We start from the raw sequence: 17,520 nt of genomic DNA on the forward strand, positions 1-17,520 counted from the left end.
ACGACCAGTGTCTTGTAGTAGCCCACGCGCGCCTGTAACTGAACGATCCAGCGCGAGAGCCGGTCGTCATGTCGGTGCGCTGTCAGGACTGCGGAGCGCGCGCCCTGGAACAGCAAGGTGCGCAGATAGTCGTCGCCTTGTTTGGTGATGCGCCCGAGCCGCTGCTTGCCGCCGCTGCTCTTCTGCCTGGGCACAATACCCAGCCAGGCGGCCATCTGCCGGCCGTTTTTGAACTGGCGGGCATCCACCACCGTCGCCACTGCGGCTGATGCCGTCAGCCGGCCTACGCCGCATACGTCCATGCAACGCTGCGCCTGCGGGTCGTGGTTGGCGTGCTCGGCAATCTGCCTGTCAAACCAGGCAATCTCCTCATCCAGCGCCTGCCATTGCGCCCAGCCGCGCATCAGGGCCTGGCGCGCCGGCCCTGTCAGCTCATTGTTGCCATCCTCAATGCGGTCGAGGAACTGCTTGTGCAACTGACCGATACCTTGCGGCACAAACACGCCGAACTCGGCCAGCAACCCACGCAACCGGTTGACCAGCGCGGTACGCTCCTCGACAAATCCCGTGCGCCGGGGGGTTCAAGTGGTTGCTAGACACTTCCACTTTGGCACATCCATGCCGTGACGGGTGGGGGCGTCCATCCCATTGGGTATTGCGCACTCACCTTCACGCTTACGCCTGTCGGATATACGCCGCAGCCTTCCGTGCAAGTATTGGGCTTTGATGACTTTGGACATCTCGCCCGGCTACGTCGCCTCGTATCCGCTTCCTGTTCGTCAGGCCAGCGCTTTGCCTTCGGCTTCCTCCAGATTCGCAGTCGCCCGCGACACCCTTGCCGTTCAGCTAACTCTTCCCCTTGTCGGGCGAGTAGAGGACTTTCACCTCCAAGTAGGTGCGCCCTACCGGGCGCACCAATGAAAAACGCCGGCTGCATGCCGGCGTCTCGAACGCACACAAAAGCGCACCACAAAAGGTGGAACACAAAAGCGAAACCCGAAAGCGCTAACTCGCGCTTATTCGTCTTTAGGACACTGCAGATTACAACCGTTCGGATCGCCGTTGTCGCCGCGCTTGCGCATGGCTGACTTTTTGTCGGACTGGTATTTGTCCGAGGGCGCCGACGCTGCAAACGGAAGCTGCGGATGTTCAGCAAGACGGAACTGATCTTGCAAGATACCGCCCGGCACACCTGGCGAATTCTGCGCGAAGGCAACCGAACCGGTGGCGAACAGCAAACCGGCCGTTGCTGCCGCAGCACATGCGTGAAGAAGAACTTTCATATCGATCCAGCGCGGCATAGCGCGCGGTTAAGGCGTAAGCGGAAGGTTAGAGATTATCCCAAACAAACGCCCCACGCAGCGGCGACGGCATCATTTTGTTTACAGTTGCTTACAGCGCAGTTGGACCAAGCCCCACATCGAGATCGAGCAGCCTGCCGCAGTCGCGCGGATCGTAACCCTCGAGCTGGTCGACGCTATGCCGAAACGCCGTACCGCGCAGCAAGCCGATCACTGTGGCGAGCGGCGTGCGCTCCAGCCGGGCGCGGTCGCAGGCGAAGTAATAGTCTTCGTCGACGATCGGAATGAAGTCGAGCCCGAAGTGATGCGCCGCCGGCTCGACGCCGAAACCCACATCGGCCATGCCGCTCGCCACGAACGCCGCAATCGCCGAATGCGTGAGTTCCGTCGACGCATAACCGTTGACCCGGTCCGGATCGACCCCGATTTTTCGTAGCGCGAGATCGAGCAACATGCGCGTGCCGGAACCGGGTTGGCGATTGACGAAGCGAATATCGTCGCGCGCCAGGTCGCTCAAACCGTTGATTCCCTTTGGATTGCCCTTGCCGAGAAAGAGGCCCTGCTTGCGCCTCGTCAGATGCACGAGCACATGACGCTGCGGATCGAGCCAGCGTCGATACGTATCGGCGCATACCGCGCGGAACTCGCCCAGCGGCAGGTGGAAGCCAGCCAGATCGCATTCGCCGCGGGCAAGCGCGCTCACCGCGTCCGCGCTGTCGCGGTATTTGATATCGACCGGCAGATCGTTCGCGACCAGCGCCGTGACCAGCGCCGCCACGGCGTAACCGTGCGACGCGTGGATCCGCACGTCGTCGGCGGGTGGCGCGAGCCAGCGGTTCAGCTCACTGGCGACTTCGCTCGCGAGTGCCTGCATATTGCCGTCGAGCCGCTCGCCGCACAGACGCTGCGCGCGCAACACGGCCTGCCCGAGTTCGGACAGCACCGAGCCACGCCCACGCTCCTTCGCGATCAGCGGACCACCCAAACGCTCCTCAATGCTGCGCAGCAAACCCCACGCGTGACGGTAGGACAAACCCTTAAGCGTCGCCGCCTGCGCGATGGTGCCGGACTCGTCCACCAGCGCGAGCAGCGGCACGACGTCCGACAGGCTGGCCTCGCGGCCATCCGGGCCCTTCACAACCAGCTGCGCTTGGCACTCGATCCTGATCATATATGCTCAACTCTTTCCTATTGCACGAGGCGTATCACCCGCCTATTGTTCGGCTATCCCATATCGAATATATGAAGCATAAGTGCACGCATTATGAATAACAAGTGCATATATGACTTTGGAGGAGCCCCCACTTGGACGATTCGATCGCCATCGCACCGGACCAGCTCGTGCAGCGTCACGCGCAGCCGGGCATGTCGTTGCTAGCGGTACTGCACGCCATTCAGGACGAACTCGGCTTCGTGCCGCCCGACACGGTTGCGCCTCTCGCGCGTGCCATGAGCCTGTCGCGCGCGGAAGTGCACGGCGTCATCACCTACTACCACCACTTCCGCACGCAGCCCGCGGCGCCCGTCACAGTGCAACTGTGCCGCGCCGAAGCATGCCGCAGTATGGGCACCGAGGCGCTCGCGCAGCATATCGAGACGCACACCGGCTGCCGCTTTGATGCGGAGCATCGGCATGGCGCGACGGTCGAGCTGGAATCGGTGTATTGCCTCGGCCAGTGCGCACTATCCCCGGCGATGATGCTCAACGGTACCTTGCACGCCAAGGTGACACCGCAAAAGTTCGACGTGCTGTTCGCAGCCGCCAGCAAATGCGTGGAGGTCGCAGCATGACGCGCGTCTACGTTCCTCGTGATTCATCAGCATTGGCGCTTGGCGCCGATGCACTGGCTCAAGCGATCGAAGCTGAAGCCGCACGCCGCGGCATTGCAATCGAACTGGTTCGCAACGGTTCGCGCGGCCTGCTATGGCTCGAGCCGCTCGTCGAAGTGGCGACGGCCGAAGGCCGCGTCGGCTATGCGAACGTCGAAGAAACCGACATTGCAGCGCTGTTCGACGCCGGCTTTATTGAAGGCGGCGAGCACGCACGCCGCGTCGATGTGGTCGATGACATACCGTATCTGAAGAAGCAGCAGCGCCTGACCTTCGCGCGCATCGGCATCACCGATCCGCTTTCCGTCGACGACTACGTCGCCCACGGCGGCCTCGAAGGCTTGCGCAACGCGTTGCAAACAGACGGCAACGCCGCCTGTGAAGCACTGATCGAATCCGGCCTGCGTGGCCGCGGCGGCGCAGCCTTTCCCGCCGGCATCAAATGGCGCACGGTACGCGGCGCCAAAGCGGCGCAGAAATACATCGTCTGCAATGCGGACGAAGGCGACTCCGGCACGTTCTCCGACCGACTGGTGATGGAAAGCGACCCCTACGTGCTGATCGAAGGGATGATCATCGCGGGCGTCGTGACCGGCGCGACGGTCGGCTACATCTACGTGCGCAGCGAATATCCGCACTCGATTGCGACGCTCGAAGCCGCCATCGCCAAGGCGCGCGCCGCCGGTTGGCTCGGCGACAGCGTGCTCGGCTCGGCAGCGCATCGCTTCGACCTGTTCGTGGCGAAGGGTGCAGGCGCTTATGTGTGCGGCGAAGAAACCGCGCTTCTCGAATCGCTCGAAGGCAAACGCGGCATCGTACGCGCGAAGCCGCCGGTACCGGCATTGGTCGGCCTCTACGGCCAGCCGACGGTGATCAACAACGTCATCACGCTCGCGACGGTGCCGATCATCTTCGCGCGCGGTGCAGCGTTCTACAAAGACTTCGGTATGGGCCGTTCGCGCGGCACGCTGCCGTTCCAGCTCGCCGGTAATGTGAAGCAAGGCGGTCTGGTCGAGCTGGCATTCGGCGTCACGCTGCGCGAACTGCTATTCGACTACGGTGGCGGCACGGCAAGCGGCAGGCCCGCGCGCGCGGTGCAGGTCGGTGGCCCGCTCGGCACCTATCTGCCGGAAAGCCAGTGGGACATCCCCATGGACTACGAGGCGTACGCGGCAGTCGGCGCGGTGGTCGGCCACGGCGGCATCGTCGTGCACGACGACACGTCGAATCTCGCCGAACTCGCGCAATACGCGATGCACTTCTGCGCGCTCGAATCGTGCGGCAAATGCACGCCCTGCCGGATCGGCTCGACGCGCGGCGTTGAAGTGATCGGACGGATCCGCAACGGCGATAGGTCCACCAGGCAAGTGCAGTTGCTGCGCGATCTGTGCGACACGATGGTGTCCGGTTCGCTGTGCGCGATGGGCGGCATGACGCCGTTCCCGGTGCTGTCCGCACTCGACCATTTCCCCGAAGACTTCGGTCTCGACAACGTGCACGATCACGCGCCCAAAGCGGCTGCGGCCTGACCCAGGAGCCTCAGATGTCCGACATGCTCAACTCCCCCGCCGGCGCCCCGCAGGGCGGCTCCGGCAACTGCGCGTGCAAATCGCAAGCCCAGGCGCAACAACGTTCGCCCCGTTCATTTTTCGACGACACCGACTACGGCACGCCGCTGAGCCATGCCGATGTCGACGTCACACTCGAAATCGATGGCCAGGCGGTGACGGTTCCCGCCGGCACCTCAGTGATGCGCGCCGCCGTCGAAGCCGGCGTCAACGTGCCGAAGCTCTGCGCGACCGATTCGCTTGAGCCGTTCGGCTCATGCCGCTTGTGTCTGGTCGAGATCGAAGGCAAGCGCGGCTACCCCGCTTCGTGCACGACGCCCGTCGAAGCCGGTATGAAAGTGCGCACGCAAACCGATCGCCTGCAGTCGCTGCGCCGTAACGTGATGGAATTGTACATCTCCGATCACCCGCTCGACTGCCTGACCTGCCCCGCCAACGGCGACTGTGAATTGCAGGACATGGCAGGCGTCACGGGCCTGCGCGAAGTGCGCTACGGCTTCGATGGCGCGAACCATCTGAAAGACAAGAAAGACGAATCGAATCCGTACTTCACGTACGACCCGTCGAAGTGCATCGTCTGCAATCGCTGCGTGCGCGCGTGCGAGGAAACGCAAGGCACGTTTGCACTGACGATCGCCGGACGCGGTTTCGAATCGCGCGTGGCGGCCAGCGAAAACCAGCCGTTCATGGAGTCGGAATGCGTGTCGTGCGGCGCATGCGTCGCCGCGTGCCCGACCGCGACCTTGCAGGAGAAGACTGTCATCATGCTCGGCCAGGCTGAGCATTCGGTCGTCACCACGTGCGCGTATTGCGGCGTCGGTTGCTCGTTCAAGGCAGAGATGAAGGGCAACCAGGTCGTGCGGATGGTGCCGCACAAGAACGGCCAGGCGAACGAAGGTCACGCGTGCGTGAAGGGCCGCTTCGCATGGGGCTACGCGACGCACAAGGACCGCATCACCAAGCCAATGATTCGCGCGAAGATCACCGATCCGTGGCGCGAAGTCAGCTGGGAAGAAGCACTCAGTTATGCGGCGTCGGAATTCCGCCGCATTCAGGCGAAGTATGGCCGCGATTCGATCGGCGGCATTACGTCGTCGCGCTGCACGAACGAAGAAACGTATCTCGTACAGAAGCTCGTGCGCGCCGCGTTCGGCAACAACAACGTCGACACCTGCGCGCGCGTGTGCCACTCGCCGACCGGCTATGGCCTGAAGACCACGCTGGGCGAATCGGCCGGCACGCAAACCTTCGCATCGGTCGACAAGGCCGACGTGATCATGGTGATCGGCGCGAATCCGACCGACGGCCACCCGGTGTTCGGTTCGCGTATGAAGCGTCGCATCCGTGAGGGCGCGAAGCTGATCGTCGTCGATCCGCGGCGTATCGATATCGTCGATACGCCGCACGTGAAGGCGTCGCATCATCTGCAATTGCGTCCGGGCACCAATGTGGCGGTGGTCAATGCGCTCGCGCATGTGATCGTGACCGAAGGGCTGCTGAACGAAGCATTTATCGCCGAACGCTGCGAAACCCGCGCGTTCGAGCAATGGCGTGCGTTCGTCGCCCTGCCCGAGAATGCGCCGGAAGCGACGGAGGCACTCACCGGCGTGCCTGCCGCATCCATCCGCGAAGCTGCTCGCGTCTATGCCACCGGCGGCAACGCCGCGATCTACTACGGCCTCGGCGTCACCGAACACGCGCAAGGCTCGACGATGGTGATGGGTATCGCGAATCTGGCAATGGCCACCGGCAACATCGGCCGCGAAGGCGTCGGCGTGAATCCGCTGCGCGGCCAAAACAACGTGCAGGGATCGTGCGACATGGGCTCGTTCCCGCACGAACTGCCGGGCTATCGTCATATCAGCGATTCGATCACGCGCGCGCTGTTCGAAGAAGCATGGAACGTGACGCTGCAGCCCGAACCGGGCCTGCGCATCCCGAACATGTTCGACGCCGCCGTGCACGGCACGTTCAAGGGCCTGTACTGCCAGGGCGAAGACATCGTGCAGTCCGATCCGAACACGCATCACGTGTCGGCGGCTCTGTCGTCGATGGAATGCATCGTCGTGCAGGACATTTTTCTCAACGAGACCGCGAAGTACGCGCATGTGCTGCTGCCCGGTTCGTCGTTCCTTGAAAAGGATGGCACCTTCACCAACGCGGAGCGCCGCATCTCGCGCGTGCGCAAGGTGATGCCGCCTGTGCCGGGTTACGCCGACTGGGAAGTCACGGTGATGCTCGCGCGCGCACTCGGCTATGAGATGGACTACGCGCATCCGTCGCAGATCATGGACGAGATCGCGCGTCTCACGCCGACGTTCCACGGTGTGTCGTACAGGAAGCTCGAGGAGCTCGGCAGCATCCAGTGGCCATGCAATGAGAACGCGCCCGACGGTACGCCGACCATGCACATCGACGCCTTCGTGCGCGGCAAGGGTAAGTTCGTGATTACGAAGTTCATCGCCACGCCTGAGAAGGTCACGCGCAAATTCCCGCTGCTGCTGACGACGGGCCGCATCCTGTCGCAGTACAACGTCGGCGCGCAAACGCGCCGCACCGAGAATTCGCGCTGGCATGACGAAGACAGGCTGGAACTGCATCCGCACGACGCAGAAGAACGCGGCATCAAGACCGACGATTGGGTCGGCATCGAATCGCGCGCGGGACAAACCGTGTTGCGCGCGAAAGTGACCGAGCGGATGCAGCCGGGCGTCGTCTACACGACGTTCCACTTCCCCGAATCGGGCGCGAACGTGATCACCACCGATAGCTCGGACTGGGCGACGAACTGTCCCGAGTACAAGGTGACCGCGGTGCAGGTGATGCCGGTCGAACAGCCGTCGCAATGGCAGCAGGACTATTCGCGCTTCAACACGGAGCAGCTCGATCTGCTGAAGCAGCGTGAGCTGGCCAACGCAACGTCAGGTAAGTGAGGCGAGCCATGGACAATCAGAATCTGATCGACATGGCGAACCGGATCGGCGATTTTTTCGATTCAATGCCGGACCGCGAAGAAGCGCTCGCCGGCATCGCCGATCATATCCGCCGCTTCTGGGAGCCGCGCATGCGACGCGCTTTGTTGACGGCGCTCGATGAGCCGGATGCGAGCGGCATCGAGATGTCAGGTATCGTCAGGGAAGCGCTTGTCAAGCATCGTGACGGGCTGACGCCGGCCGCAGCCTTGACGGTTTAGACTGCGCAGTTCACCCGACACTTGCCGTGTACAAGGAGGCCCATGTTACGGGGGCCGCCTTGCCCGGTCACCGCATAGGCCCACCAGACGGTCCAGTGCAGTTGCCAACCTGACAGGCAGGCAATCGGACAGCAGCCCCACAGGCCCATCTCACAGCGCCGCCTGCTCCGGTATCACTCCACCCTCGGTGAACCACGCTTCGCAATGCCGCAGCAAGCCGTGCAGATCGGAGCCCGTGCGCCCGCGCGCGCTGATGTAGCCGTCCGGCCGCACCAGGTAGAACGATGGCCTGGTGCGTCCATATGATTCGGACAGCGCCGGGGCGCCCTCGCCGCTCGTATCGGTCACGCGCCAGATGCGTACTGCGCCCGGCAACAATCTTTCGACTTCCGCGGCCAGTCGCTCCAATTCCGGATCCGGCGGCGGCGCATGTTTGGCGGCCGGATCGAGCGGCGTTTCGTCGACGGGCAGCGGCGGGACCAGCAGGAACAATGAGAAAAACGCGGGATCGTGCAGATCGAAAATGCAACCGACACCCGGCGCGCGGCCAAGCGGCCCATCCACCACATGCACCAGCGCATCCGGCGCCCGCTCGCCGGCACGCGGGCCGCCGTCGAGCAGGCGTTCGAGCGTCAGCGGACTGCGCCGATACTGCACCGACAACTCGCTGATGGTCATGCGCGCCGCATCGCGCAGCGGACCGAGAGCGGCCAGCACCGGCATCACGCGCTCGCGCAGGAGCTTCAGCGGTCCATGATCGGCCTCGGCCATATGCGTGATGAAACCGGTTTGCCGAAGCACGTCACGCTCGATCGGATGCCGTTCATTGTGGTACGTATCGAGCAGGCGGTCAGGCGCCGCGCCTTTCAACACGCGCGCGAGCTTCCAGCCGAGGTTGAACGCTTCCTGAATGCCCGTATTCATCCCTTGCGCGCCGGCCGGGCTGTGTACGTGAGCCGCATCCCCCGCGAGGAAGATGCGGCCGACGCGCAGCCTCTCCACCATCCTGCTATTCAGGTGGAAATACGACGACCATGCAAGCTCCGACACGTCGACGCGTTCCCGCACGCGCCGGGTAATCAGCGCCTTGCATTCAGCAAGCGACGGCGGTGAGACCCGGTTGAGCGACGGTTCACCGAGCACGGCAGGCGTGGCCTGCTCCGGGACGGTGGTCGGTTCGAGCGGATGATCCGCAATCAGACGATGACGGCCATGGCCCATCGGAAACAGCGCGACAAGACCCTCGCCTGACGCGAAGATATGGAATTCGTCTTCAGGCCAATCGGTTTCGGCATGCACGTCGGCAAGCAGGAACGTCTGCTCGAAGGTCTTGCCCGCAAAGCTCAAGCCGAGCCGGTGGCGGATCGTGCTATGCGCACCGTCAGCAGCGATCACGTACGACGGGCGCAGGGTCTCGGTATGGCCGTCCGCGCGACGCAACGTCACCTGAATGCTGGCGGAACCCTGCGCGAACATCATCAGTTCAACGCCGCGTTCGATCTTCACGCCGAGCGTGGCGAGGTGCTCCGTCAGCACACGTTCGGTCACGGATTGATCGAGAAACAGCAGATACGGATAGCGCGTGCGTAGCGGGTCGAAGTCGAGACGCGCGAGACGCATGCCATTGGAAAAAAGATTGGCGATGCGCGCGCGATGACCGAGGTCGAGAAACGGCTCGATCAGCCGGTGCTGTTCAAACAGTTCGAGCGTGCGCGCCTGAATGCCGATGGCCCGCGAATGCGGGTTCGGTTGCAGCGCTTTGTCGATCAGACGCACGGGAATGTGGGCGCGCGCCAGACTCATCGCCGCGGCGAGCCCGGTCGGCCCCGCCCCGACGATCAGCACCGGCGAAGCATCGTGAGCGGCGACGTCCATGCGGAACTCCGGAGGCGACAGGTCGTTCTAGTGTACGCCGCCGACAATCCGCCCAACGGTGCGCTGCATCAATCGTGAGGATGATCCATTGCGCATCGATGCTCAGTGGTGCCGAGGTCGACTTGCAGCGTGGCGTGGTGCATCGAAAAGCGTTCGCGCAGCGTGACGACGATGCCGTCGATCGACTCGTCGCCAGGATGGCCTGCCGGCATTACCAGATGCGCGCTGAGCGCGTTGCCGGTGGTCGACAGGGCCCACACATGCAGGTCGTGCACATCGGTGACGCCGGGCTGTCCGGCGAGATAGTCGCGGATACGCTGCAGGTCGACGCCGGGCGGCACGGCATCGAGCGCCATGCGCACCGAATCGCGCAGCAGGCCCCATGTGCCAACCACCACCACCGCGACCACGAGCAGGCTCATCACCGGGTCGAGCCACGTCCAGTTGGTATAGAGAATCACGAGGCCGCTGATCGCGACCGCGGCCGAGATGGCGGCGTCCGCGGCCATATGCAGGAAAGCGCCGCGTATGTTCAGGTCATCCTTCTGGCCGCGCATGAAGAGCCACGCCGAGAAGCCGTTCACAACCACGCCAACCGTCGCGACGACGAACACCACGAGTCCCGCGACCGGTGCCGGGTTTATCAGGCGTCCGATTGCCTCGGCGACGATCACACCGCACGCGAAGAGCAACAGCGCCGCGTTGGCGAGCGACGCCAGGATCGACGAACTGCCGTAGCCGAATGTATAGCGTGCTGACGGACGACGCGCGACGAGCCAGGTTGCGCCCCAGGCGAGCAGCAAGCCGAGTACGTCGGAGAGATTGTGGCCGGCGTCGGCGAGCAGCGCAGTGGAATGCGCGATCACGCCGTAGACGGCTTGAATCACCACGATCGCGACGTTCAGTGCGACGGCGAGTGCAAAGGCGCGGCCGTGGCCCGCGACGGGTGCGTGGGCGTGGCTGTGGCCCTGGCCGCCGTGGCTGTGGCCGGCATGGCTGTGGGCGCCTTGGCTATGGTCGTGTCCGGCGTGGCTACCGTGGCTATGGTCGCTGTGGCTGTCGGCGCCGCGGCTGTGGGCGTGATCGGGGTCGTGGCCATGGGCGTGGTCGGCGTCGTGGCTATGGGTGTGGTCGGTGCCGTGGCTGTGAGCATGGTCAGTGCCGTGGCTATGAGCGCCGTCGGTGCCGTGGTTGTGAGCATGGTCGGCGTCGTGTGAACCGCGCTCGAGTGCACCCTGCGCGTCTGCCCCACGCTCATGCGCTCCGTGGTCACGCGCTCCGCTCTCTTGCCCTTCGACCTGCGCATCCGCGCCATCGATTCCGTCGAATTCCCCATCGAGCCACACCGGCGCGTGGTCGTCCTCGCGTTCTTCGGCGCCCCGGTTCGGGGTGGTGGTTTTATTCATGGCGGGTCCAGAGGAAATTCGCCGGCCGGCTCGGCCACATGCTCGAGCATGCCGGCCAGCATCGCGCTGATGTGACGGTCGGCGGCAAGATAGAACACCTGCTTGCCCTGCCGCTCCGCGCGCACAATCCGCGCCGCGCGCAACAGTCGCAGATGGTGGCTCACCAGCGACGACGACAGGCCCAACCCTTGCGCAATCGCGCCGACCGCGCGCCGCTCGTCAACGCACGCCAGCACGATGCGCAAGCGCGTTGGGTCGCCGAGCAGGCGAAACAGGTCGGCCAGCGGCACGATCGTCTCCACCGGACGGTCTTCGACACTAACAAACAATGGAGTGGAAGCCATGACAAGCGGCATCTTCAGCATACATATGAACAGGTATTCATATGTTATAGATATCGAGACAACCGGTCAAATCGGAGAGCGGCCCGGCGAGTGTGGGAAAATGCGGCCTCTGCCTCACCCGAATGCCATCCATCCGTCATGCAACAAGTATTTGACCGCGCTTTCGCGGCGCATCGTGACGGCCGCCTCGACGACGCCGAACGCGGCTACCGCGCGACGCTCGACGGCAATCCCGCGCACGTCGATGCGTTGCACCTGCTGGGCGTCCTGCGCCACCAGCAGGGCCAGCACGCCGAAGCCGCCGAACTCGTGCGGCGCGCGGTGAACCTGCGCCCGGAAGACGCCGCGCTGCAACTGAACCTCGGCAACGCGCTGAAGGCGCTGGGCCAGATTGACAACGCCATCGAACAGTTCCGCAATGCGCTCACGCTAGCGCCGTCTTTCCCGATGGCGCACTACAACCTGGGCAATGCCTACGCGTCGGTGGGCCGCCACGAAGACGCCGCCGACGCCTTCGAGAAATCGTTGCGCCTCCAGCCGAACGACCCCTCGTCGCATAACAATCTCGGCAACGCATTGCATGCGCTCGGCCGTCATACGGAAGCGATTGCGTCGTTCCAGCGCGCGCTCGAACTGCGCCCGGGGCATGCGGGCGCGCTCAACAATCTGGGCATGTCGCTGAACGCGCTTGAACGCGCGGACGAAGCGATTCCGCGCTTCCAGGCGGCGCTGGCAGCCGAACCGCGTTTCGTCGCCGCGCACTTCAACCTCGCCAATACGCTCGACGCCCTCGGCCGCCATGAAGAAGCGGTCGCCTCTTTCCAGGCCGCGCTGGCTTTGCAGCCGAACCTGCCGCCTACCATCTTCGGGCTCGGCAACGCGCTTGCAGCGCTGGGGCGCCATGCGCAGGCGCTGCCCTATCTCGAGCGCGCGGTCGGCCTCGATCCGCAATTCGCGCTCGCCTGGCTGAGTCTCGGCACAGCACATCAAGCGCTCGGCGCGCACGCGGCGGCTGTGCGGGCGTTCGATCAGGCGCTGCGCTTGCGCCCCGACCTTGCGTCCGCGCATATGAACCGCGCGCTGGCATGGCTCGCGCTGCGCGATTTCGCGCGCGGGCTGCCGGAATACGAATGGCGGTTGCAGACCACCGCGCAGCCGGTCATCCATACTTTGCCGCGCTGGCACGGCGAGCCGATCGAACAACGCACGCTCCTCGTCCATGCCGAGCAGGGTTTCGGCGATACGTTGCAATTCGTGCGCTTCGTGCCGCTGGCCGCGCAGCGTGCCGCGCGCGTCGTGCTCGAAGTGCAGCCGCAACTGCTGCCGCTGCTTGCACCGGCCGCGCAAGCCTGGCGCGTGACGTTGATCGCCCAGGGCGCACCGCGTCCAGCGGCAGATCTGCAATGCCCGCTGCTGAGCTTGCCGCTCGCGCTCGGCACGACCTACGACACGATTCCCGGCCGCACGCCCTACCTCAGCGCGCCGCCGGCTTACGGCCGCAAATGGCGCGGTTCGCTCGGCGGTCACGCCAAGCGCAAGATCGGCATTGCGTGGTCAGGACGTATCCAGCAGAACGAAACCCGTTCGATGCCGCTCGCCGCGCTCGCACCGCTGTTCGCGCTCGAAGGGATCGACTGGATCGTGCTGCAACCTGAATTGAGCACCGAAGAACGCGCGGCGCTCGACGCGCATTCGCGCGCGACGTCGATTCATCGACTGGATAGGCGGATTGGCGATTTTGCGGATACCGCGGCGATCATCGAGCGGCTCGACGCGGTTGTGTCGATCGATACCTCGATCGCCCACCTCGCCGGCGCCCTGAAAAAACCGTTGTGGCTGATGCTGCCGTTCGCTGCGGATTGGCGCTGGTTCGTCGGCGAGACGCGCAGCCCTTGGTATCCGGGCGCAACGCTGCTGCGCCAGCAGCAACCCGGCGCGTGGGGCGATGTGGTGGAGGCGGTGGCGAACGAATTGCGCCGCGGCTAACTGGGCCAGGCTCAGCGAAATCCGTCGCCATGCGGCGCCCAACAAAAAGCCCCGCGCTCTCGTGAGAACGCGGGGCTTTTGTTTGTCCGGATAAACGGCCAGTCTTAAGCCGACCCTTACGCCGTTCGATACTGATTGCGTGACTCCGGCGTGCGATACAGCACCAGCGTCGCGATCAACCCGCAGATCGCCGCAACGCCCAGGAACAGCCCCGGCGCGGCCTTGTTGCCGGTGGTGTGAATCAGCAGCGTCGAGATGGCCGGCGTGAAGCCGCCGATCGTCGTAGCCAGGCTGTAGGCCAGCGAGAAACCGGCGGTCCGCACTTCGACCGGCATCACTTCGGTCAGCGCCACGACCATCGCACCGTTGTAGCTGCCGTACAGGAATGACAACCACAGCTCAACCGCCAGCAGGCGAACGAACGACGGCTCGGCCACCAGCCATTGCAGCGCGGGGTATGCGGTGACGATCGTCAGGATCGTGAAGGCGAGCAGCACCGGACGGCGCCCGATGCGGTCCGACAACGCGCCCGCGAGCGGCAGCCAGATCAGGTTCGACAAACCGATGCAGACGGTGACGACGAGCGTATCGATCGACGACAGCTTCAGCACTTCCTTGCCGAAGGTCGGCGTGTAGGCCGTGATCATGTAGAACGACACGGTGGTCATGATGACCATGCCCATCCCGCCCAGCACGATGCCCCAGTTCGCGACCATCGTCTTCATGATCTCGCCCATGCTCGGATGATGCTTGCGCGCCTTGAATTCCTCGGTTTCCTGCAACGAACGGCGGATCAGGAACAGGAACGGCACGATCAGGCAGCCGATCAGGAACGGCACGCGCCAGCCCCAGGCCGTCATCTGGTCAGCCGGCAACCACTTGTTCAGGAACACGCCGATCAGCGCGGCGAACACCACGGCAACCTGCTGGCTGCCCGACTGCCACGCGCAATAGAAGCCCTTGTTACCCTTGGTAGCAATCTCCGACAGATAGACCGATACGCCGCCCAGTTCGACCCCGGCGGAGAAGCCTTGCAGCAACCGGCCGAACAGCACGAGCGCCGGAGCAAGCACACCAATGGTCGCGTAACCTGGAATCGCGGCGACCGTGAGGGTGCCGAGCGCCATCAGGCCGAGCGTGAGGATCAGGCCTTTGCGCCGGCCGTGATGGTCGATATAGGCACCCAGCACGATGGCGCCGAGCGGGCGCATCAGGAAGCCCGCGCCGAATACCGACAGCGACAGCATCAGCGAGGCGAATTCACTGCCACTCGGGAAATAGGTCTTGGCAATCGCTGACGCGTAATAGCCGTAGACCATGAAGTCGTACATCTCAAGAAAGTTGCCGCTGACCACGCGGAAAACTGTCTTGACCTTGGATTCTCTGGATGAGGACGTGGCGTGTGACGCAGTAGACATGACATTCTCTTATTAACCCGTTGCCACGCAGACGGGTGGCGCTCGGGCAGTTGAATCGATCCACTGCGCTCGGCAAGCGGATGCCACAGGCAATTTCTTGGAACGCGCCGGGGGCGCTGAATTTTCATGCTGAACACATTCGCGCGGTATCAGGGTAAACGTTGTGAAATACCCAGAGTTCGCAACACGTAATGTTACCGTTGATGGCACTGTCGCGCATTCCATACAGTTTCATTACAGACAACGTCCGCTCACCCTTGCGATACACTTTTTGCAGACAGGCAATTCCCGTTGAGCACCGTTCCGATGCAACCCTCCCACGCACTTTCACTGCGTCCTGCAACCCTCGCGGATGCAGCGCTGATCGCCTCAATCCATAGCACCAGTTGGCAGGCTACGTATCGCGGCCTGTTGCCGGACGCGTTCCTCGACGGCGAGGTCACGCGGGAGCGCGCCGCCTATTGGGAAGCGCGCCTGCGTGCACCGGGCGGCGAGCGCCGCATCGTCCTGATCGCCGAGCTCGCGGGCGAGCCGGTCGGTTTCGTTTGTGTCGAACAGCAACCGGAGTCCGCTTGGGGTGTCCTGCTCGACAATCTGCACGCGTTGCCGGCGCACCAGGGCATCGGCGCAGGCAAGCTGTTGATACGCGCTGCCGAAGACTGGGCTCGCGCGCAAGGCGAGACGCAGTTGTACCTTTACGTGCTTGAAGGCAACACGCCGGCGATCGGCTTTTATGAGAAGCACGGCTGGCAGTTCGTCGGCGCGGAACCGGACCAGATCGGTGGCGTGGATATCACCGCGTTGCGCTACGTGTACCGGCTGGATCGATGAGATAAGCGCGCCCTGGTTTGATCGTCGTCCAGCGCGGGGCCGACTCAGGACAGAACAGCGCGTTTTTCGGAACAATCCGATCGTTAGTTCGGCCGCTTCCAGGCATCATCTTCCATACCCCGATGGCTTCACAGTGACACGTCATGCGGCGGCGTGCTCGATCTGAGTATGGCGTTTCCCTATGGCGTTGTGTACCGCGCGTTCATACGCATCGCTCAGAAGCCAGAGCCCCCTGAGCCGCAAGCCCGCGGCTCCTTTACGAGGCGCTGCGAAGAAACCGATGTCGACCACCATCCCCCTTACCCTGATCGAAGGCTCCATGGCGCTGCCGAGCCTGTCGCCGCTCTGCCGCCTGTTGCCCGCGCCATTTGGCCGCGATTGGGCGCTGCTGCCGCCTGGGCAAAGTTTGCGGGCGGAACTCAAGGCGCTTTATGCGGCCGTGTTACGTACCTTTTGTCTGAATGCGGAGGCGATTCGCGCACTCTGCCAGTGGGAATCGTCACGCACGCCACCGGCTGCGTCATCAGGTTTCACCTCACCTGCTACCTCGACAACTGTGTTCGACGAGCCGGTCGACGAATCTTTGCGAGTGTCCACCGAGGCCGCAGCTTTCTCGCCGGTTAGCGCACCGGCGCTTCCGGCCTCGCCGCGCGGCACACAGGTGCATTGGGGTGCGCTAGCGGGCGGCGCCTGCGCACTCGGCGGCGCCGCGATGCTTGCCTGGGTTGCGTTCGGTCATCTGCCGCAGCGTCAGACGATTAGCGATGTCAAACCAGCGGGCAAGGTCGCGGTTCGCCAGGAGGCGCAGTTGGCGCCTCGTCATTCGTTTGACGCCGCTGTCATTCCCAGTGCCATCGGCGACAACCGTGCGGCGGTGCTTGCACCGAGCACCGCGTCGTCGCCAGTGCTCGTGGCGGGCGCGGGTGCGGCTGTACCTGTACCTGTACCTGTACCTGTACCTGTACCTGCGTCTGCGTCTGCGTCTGCGTCTGCGTCTGCGTCTGCGTCTGCGTCTGCGTCTGCGTCTGCGTCTGCGTCTGCATCTGCATCGCCTGAAATTTTGCCGAACGCACTTATGGCGGCTCCGCTACGCGATTTCACGGCAAGTCCCGCCACGGAAGTCGTCACGCCAGTCAAGGCAACGCCGGTACGCGCTACAGCCGGCAAGAACGTGTCGCGCCCCGCGGATAAGCAACGCAAGGCCGCCGCGAACCTGTACGAAGGAAGCGTCCGCAATTCGCCGGCCACCATCGCGACGCGGTTGGCACCGCGGTTGTCAAACATCTCGCCGATGGAAGACGAAGTGCCGCAGGTCGCGGTGCCGGCGATCGTACATCGAACCTCACCGGCGCCATCGTCGGCGGGTCCTTACTCGCCGCCCGCGCCATCGCAACTCGGCACCGACGAGTACGCGTCGATGACCACGTCAGCCGGCACACACCTGCGCAATATTGCGCCGCCGTCGCGCCCTGCTGCGCCGATCAATCCGCCTGGAACAGGCGGGACCGAATGGATCAATCGCATGTCGCAACGTCGCGTGACCGAGGTTCCCGATCAGTTCACGAAGTAAGCGAGTCGTTATCGCAAAATCGAGTTGCAAAAAAAGCCCGATCAATGAAATGCGAGCCGCTCACTTAGCGTGTTGTTGGGGGGCTTGCCGGGCGGGGCTGATTTAAGGACAGGGACCCAAATCCCTGTCCTTTTTTATACAAAGCAGCCTGTTTGTTTAAAAAGACTACAGGATTTCCTGCGGGTCGACCGGATGCGA

At 63.8% G+C, this 17,520-nt stretch carries 14 protein-coding genes; 7 read left to right on the top strand and 7 right to left on the bottom strand.

The genetic code is table 11. From position 1 onward, the window contains the following. From PQQ96_RS38920 to PQQ96_RS38930, 3 genes are all read right to left on the bottom strand, one after another. The coding region (locus PQQ96_RS38920) for an IS110 family RNA-guided transposase (protein ID WP_408302277.1) at positions 1-521 on the bottom strand (521 nt) is incomplete at its 3' end. Between the two features lie 495 nt (positions 522-1,016). Further along, on the bottom strand, positions 1,017-1,283 hold the full coding sequence (locus PQQ96_RS38925) for a hypothetical protein (RefSeq protein ID WP_408302303.1): 267 nt from the start codon (positions 1,281-1,283) through the stop codon (positions 1,017-1,019). Positions 1,284-1,392: 109 nt separating this feature from the next. Beyond that, the gene (locus PQQ96_RS38930; RefSeq protein WP_408302279.1) at positions 1,393-2,472 is read right to left on the bottom strand and encodes a substrate-binding domain-containing protein; all 1,080 of its coding nucleotides are present in this window, start codon (positions 2,470-2,472) and stop codon (positions 1,393-1,395) included. 134 nt (positions 2,473-2,606) lie between these two features. Here PQQ96_RS38930 and PQQ96_RS38935 point away from each other — a divergent pair, with 134 nt between their 5' ends. The 4 genes from PQQ96_RS38935 to PQQ96_RS38950 are packed head-to-tail and all read left to right on the top strand — an operon-like array spanning position 2,607 to position 7,892. Then, a complete protein-coding gene (locus tag PQQ96_RS38935; RefSeq protein WP_408302280.1) occupies positions 2,607-3,092 on the top strand; it encodes an NAD(P)H-dependent oxidoreductase subunit E in 486 nt (161 codons plus the stop codon). Continuing rightward, positions 3,089-4,660: a formate dehydrogenase beta subunit gene (locus tag PQQ96_RS38940; protein WP_408302282.1), complete on the top strand. Its 1,572-nt coding sequence runs from the start codon at positions 3,089-3,091 to the stop codon at positions 4,658-4,660. Before PQQ96_RS38935 ends, PQQ96_RS38940 begins: the two co-directional genes overlap by 4 nt. Before the next feature lie 14 nt (positions 4,661-4,674). Continuing rightward, positions 4,675-7,632 carry a formate dehydrogenase subunit alpha gene (fdhF, locus tag PQQ96_RS38945; RefSeq protein ID WP_408302285.1) on the top strand — a complete coding sequence of 986 codons (2,958 nt, stop codon included), beginning with the start codon at positions 4,675-4,677 and terminating at the stop codon, positions 7,630-7,632. Positions 7,633-7,640: 8 nt separating this feature from the next. Next, positions 7,641-7,892: a formate dehydrogenase subunit delta gene (locus PQQ96_RS38950; RefSeq protein WP_408302287.1), complete on the top strand. Its 252-nt coding sequence runs from the start codon at positions 7,641-7,643 to the stop codon at positions 7,890-7,892. Between the two features lie 150 nt (positions 7,893-8,042). Here PQQ96_RS38950 and PQQ96_RS38955 read toward each other — a convergent pair whose 3' ends face one another. From PQQ96_RS38955 to PQQ96_RS38965, 3 genes are all read right to left on the bottom strand, one after another. Next, a complete protein-coding gene (locus PQQ96_RS38955; RefSeq protein WP_408302289.1) occupies positions 8,043-9,767 on the bottom strand; it encodes an FAD-dependent monooxygenase in 1,725 nt (574 codons plus the stop codon). A gap of 68 nt (positions 9,768-9,835) precedes the next feature. After that, positions 9,836-11,173 carry a cation diffusion facilitator family transporter gene (locus PQQ96_RS38960; RefSeq protein WP_408302291.1) on the bottom strand — a complete coding sequence of 446 codons (1,338 nt, stop codon included), beginning with the start codon at positions 11,171-11,173 and terminating at the stop codon, positions 9,836-9,838. Further along, entirely contained in the window at positions 11,170-11,517 is a 348-nt protein-coding gene (locus tag PQQ96_RS38965) for an ArsR/SmtB family transcription factor (RefSeq protein ID WP_408302293.1), read from the bottom strand. The genes PQQ96_RS38960 and PQQ96_RS38965 overlap by 4 nt, the downstream gene beginning before the upstream one ends. Positions 11,518-11,655: 138 nt before the next feature. Between PQQ96_RS38965 and PQQ96_RS38970 the strand changes: the two genes are divergently transcribed. After that, positions 11,656-13,503, top strand: coding sequence for a tetratricopeptide repeat protein (locus tag PQQ96_RS38970; protein ID WP_408302295.1), 1,848 nt, complete (start codon positions 11,656-11,658; stop codon positions 13,501-13,503). Positions 13,504-13,619: 116 nt separating this feature from the next. On the opposite strand, the gene PQQ96_RS38975 is transcribed toward PQQ96_RS38970, so the two are convergent. After that, positions 13,620-14,921 carry an MFS transporter gene (locus PQQ96_RS38975; RefSeq protein ID WP_408302297.1) on the bottom strand — a complete coding sequence of 434 codons (1,302 nt, stop codon included), beginning with the start codon at positions 14,919-14,921 and terminating at the stop codon, positions 13,620-13,622. 306 nt (positions 14,922-15,227) lie between these two features. Between PQQ96_RS38975 and PQQ96_RS38980 the strand changes: the two genes are divergently transcribed. Together PQQ96_RS38980 and PQQ96_RS38985 are read left to right on the top strand one after the other, a co-directional pair. Then, the gene (locus PQQ96_RS38980; protein WP_408302299.1) at positions 15,228-15,752 is read left to right on the top strand and encodes a GNAT family N-acetyltransferase; all 525 of its coding nucleotides are present in this window, start codon (positions 15,228-15,230) and stop codon (positions 15,750-15,752) included. 280 nt (positions 15,753-16,032) lie between these two features. After that, positions 16,033-17,322 (top strand): hypothetical protein, encoded by a 1,290-nt coding sequence (locus tag PQQ96_RS38985; protein WP_408302301.1) that lies wholly within the window; start codon positions 16,033-16,035, stop codon positions 17,320-17,322. Positions 17,323-17,520 lie beyond the last annotated feature (198 nt).

The sequence above is a fragment of the Paraburkholderia sediminicola genome (genome assembly GCF_046027825.1).
GTDB classification, from domain to species: domain Bacteria; phylum Pseudomonadota; class Gammaproteobacteria; order Burkholderiales; family Burkholderiaceae; genus Paraburkholderia; species Paraburkholderia sediminicola_D.

Coding starts and splice junctions, on each gene's coding strand:
- PQQ96_RS38965 (WP_408302293.1), bottom strand. CDS start 11,517: ATGGCTTCCACTCCATTGTTTGTTAGTGTCGAAGACCGTCCGGTGGAG.
- PQQ96_RS38980 (WP_408302299.1), top strand. CDS start 15,228: ATGCAACCCTCCCACGCACTTTCACTGCGTCCTGCAACCCTCGCGGAT.
- PQQ96_RS38985 (WP_408302301.1), top strand. CDS start 16,033: ATGTCGACCACCATCCCCCTTACCCTGATCGAAGGCTCCATGGCGCTG.
- PQQ96_RS38930 (WP_408302279.1), bottom strand. CDS start 2,472: ATGATCAGGATCGAGTGCCAAGCGCAGCTGGTTGTGAAGGGCCCGGAT.
- PQQ96_RS38925 (WP_408302303.1), bottom strand. CDS start 1,283: ATGAAAGTTCTTCTTCACGCATGTGCTGCGGCAGCAACGGCCGGTTTG.
- PQQ96_RS38950 (WP_408302287.1), top strand. CDS start 7,641: ATGGACAATCAGAATCTGATCGACATGGCGAACCGGATCGGCGATTTT.
- PQQ96_RS38960 (WP_408302291.1), bottom strand. CDS start 11,173: ATGAATAAAACCACCACCCCGAACCGGGGCGCCGAAGAACGCGAGGAC.
- fdhF (WP_408302285.1), top strand. CDS start 4,675: ATGTCCGACATGCTCAACTCCCCCGCCGGCGCCCCGCAGGGCGGCTCC.
- PQQ96_RS38970 (WP_408302295.1), top strand. CDS start 11,656: ATGCAACAAGTATTTGACCGCGCTTTCGCGGCGCATCGTGACGGCCGC.
- PQQ96_RS38940 (WP_408302282.1), top strand. CDS start 3,089: ATGACGCGCGTCTACGTTCCTCGTGATTCATCAGCATTGGCGCTTGGC.
- PQQ96_RS38955 (WP_408302289.1), bottom strand. CDS start 9,767: ATGGACGTCGCCGCTCACGATGCTTCGCCGGTGCTGATCGTCGGGGCG.
- PQQ96_RS38975 (WP_408302297.1), bottom strand. CDS start 14,921: ATGTCTACTGCGTCACACGCCACGTCCTCATCCAGAGAATCCAAGGTC.